At 47.4% G+C, this 2,999-nt stretch carries 1 protein-coding gene; it reads left to right on the plus strand.

The features are described 5' to 3' along the window. A partial coding sequence (locus VN105_RS24580) for a TonB-dependent receptor (RefSeq protein WP_325645220.1) occupies nucleotides 1-2,999 on the plus strand: 2,999 nt, incomplete at both ends.

Here is a 2,999-nt window from a genome sequence, read left to right on the forward strand (position 1 = left end):
TTATGGGGTCATCTGTTGCGGCGTCGGTAACAGGCCGGGGAGACCGGTCCGCCGCCCGGGCAGACACTATCCGTGGAAAAGTGCTGGATGAAAAAGGTACCCCGCTGCCCGGTGTAGTAGTGCAGGTAAAAGGCACTAAGAAAGGAACACAAACAAATGAACTGGGAATTTTTACTCTCGCCGTTAACAGCCGGGCAGGACAGGTACTTGCGTTTTCCTATATCGGTTATCAGAAGCAGGAAGTTGCAGCAGGCAGGGAAGCCGGTTTAACCATCACGATGAAACCTCTGACAGGTAATCTTGATGAAGTGGTGGTGATCGGTTATGGCACGGTGACCAGGAAAGATCTCACCGGTGCCGTATCGTCTGTAAGCGCCGATGATCTGAAAGATATTCCCGTGAATTCTGCGGCGGACGCACTGGCAGGACGACTGGCGGGTGTGGAGGTTACCTCTTCGGAAGGAGCGCCCGGCGCCCCAACAGATATTATTATCCGTGGTGGCGGTTCTATTACACAAAATAATTCCCCGTTGTATGTAATAGATGGTATCCAGGTAGAAAGTGGCCTGGACGGTATCTCCCCGCAGGATATCAAGTCAATAGATGTACTCAAAGATGCATCCGCAACGGCCATTTATGGCGCCAGGGGCGCCAATGGTGTAGTGATTGTAACCACTAAAGGAGGTCGTGCTATGAAAACTACGGTGAGTTACAACGGCCTGATGGGATTGAACAAACTTGCCAACAGCCTGGATGTGATGAATCCTTACGATTTTGTGGTATACCAGTATGAGAGAAGCCGGGGAAATGAGGCAGATGAGTTAAGCTTCGCCAACAATTATGGTACAACCTGGGATACACTTGCCGCATACCACAATAACCCGGACATCAACTGGCAGAAGGAGATGTTTGGAAGGGATGCACTGATGCAAACCCATAACGTAGCCATTACAGGTGGTAATGCAGCTACAAAATTTAATATCAGCCTGACGAAAAATATACAGCAGGGCATTATGCTCAATTCGGATTTCGACAGGAACATTGTTAACATCAAAGTAGATCATACCGCCAATGATAAACTTAGTGTTGGCTTTACTTTAAGAGGGTCTGACCAGGCCATTATGGGAAGCGGCACCAGTTCCGGGGGCTTTACACAAAGTTCCAGGTTGCGCCAAACCATAAGGTATAAGCCGCTTTTGACTAATCCGGCACTTGGCATTGACGATTTTGACCAGGCCTATTATAATGAAACCAATGCGCTTGGAAATGGTGTATTCCTGATTAATCCCCTGGCATTAAATAAAGCGGAATACCGGAAAACAGCCGTTACTGCTTTTAATATAGGTGGTTATCTCAATTACAAATTCACGCCATATCTCTCGTTCAGAACCACCGCAGGTTTTGATTACAGCACCGCAAGGGCCGATGCTTTCGACGATATAAATACACCCGGCGCCATCGGCAGCGGATTGGGGCTTCCTATGGTAGGCGTGATCAACACCGATAAACAGGTTATCAATGTATCCAATGTACTGAGCTTCTCCAATGCATCCTTTAAGAAAACAGGCTTCAACAAAAACAATGCAATTAATTTCCTGTTAGGACAGGAGATTTACCAGTTGGACACCAAACAGGTAAATAACAAGTTACGCCAGTTTCCGGTGGGCATCACCGCTGATAAGGCCCTGGGACAGCTGAACCTGGGTACTGTTATGCCAGGGTTTCCTACCTCGCAGGATGTGACCAGCCGTATATCTTCCTTCTTCTCCAGGATCAATTATACCTACAGGGATAAATACCTTGCTTCATTTACAGTGAGGGCAGACGGCTCCACAAAATTTGCCGGCAACAACCGCTGGGGATATTTCCCTTCCGGGTCAGTAGCCTGGCGTTTGTCGCAGGAAGATTTTATGAAGCGTTTCAACTTTATTTCTGATATGAAGCTGCGAATGAGTTATGGAGAGTCCGGCAACAACCGTATTGGTGATTTCCTGTACCTGCAATCGTTCCTAAGCACCAGTTATCCCTATGGCCTGGGTGAAGTGCTGGTGCCTGGTTATGTGGTTACGCAATTGGCTAATCCTAACCTCAAATGGGAACGGACCATATCAAAGAATGTGGGACTGGACCTGAGCTTGTTCCGCAACCGGGTGCAAATAACGGTAGATGCTTATCAGAATGATGTGAAAGACCTGCTGATCAATGTGCCGATACCTGGGAATTCAGGGTATTCCGTACAACTGCAGAATGTGGGAACTACCCGCAACCGCGGTATAGAATTCCAGGTGGCTGCCGGGATCATCAATAAAAAAGACTTTACATGGAAGAGCAGTTTCAACCTGTCTTTCAACAGGAATACGATCCAGGCATTATCTACCTACCAGCCTTATTATTATCAGAACTCCGGGTGGGGTATATCAGGACAGCTGGCGGATTATATCGTAAAAGTAGGGCAACCGGTAGGAGCCATGTATGGCTTTGTAACAGACGGATATTATAAACTGGATGACTTTGATTATGATGCCTCTACCCGTATTTACACGCTGAAAAAGGGAGTGCCTACCAATATTAACGTGGCAGGCGTACCACAGCCAGGGTCTATTAAATTCAGGGATCTTGATGGTGATGGCGTTGTGGATGCTAATCACGACAGGACTATTATCGGGAATGCCAATCCTAAATTTACAGGAGGGCTTAACCAGCAATTCAGGTACAAGCAATTCGACATGAGCGTGTTCGTAAATTTTGTGTATGGCAACAACATCATGAATGCCAACAAGATTGAATTTACGAATGGTTACTTAAGGAATAACAATATGTTATCTGTCATGAATAACCGCTGGCGTACGATAGACGGGCAGGGTAACGTCATCCAGTCTACCGTGGCGGTAAACGGCACGCAGGTAGCTACCGGTGAAGCGCCTGAAGTACTGGCGGCGGTAAATAAGAACGCCAGCATCTGGATGCCCATGGAAGGCGCCGGTGCTTATACCCTGCAT

The organism is Chitinophaga sp., from assembly GCF_035564935.1.
Lineage (GTDB): Bacteria > Bacteroidota > Bacteroidia > Chitinophagales > Chitinophagaceae > Chitinophaga.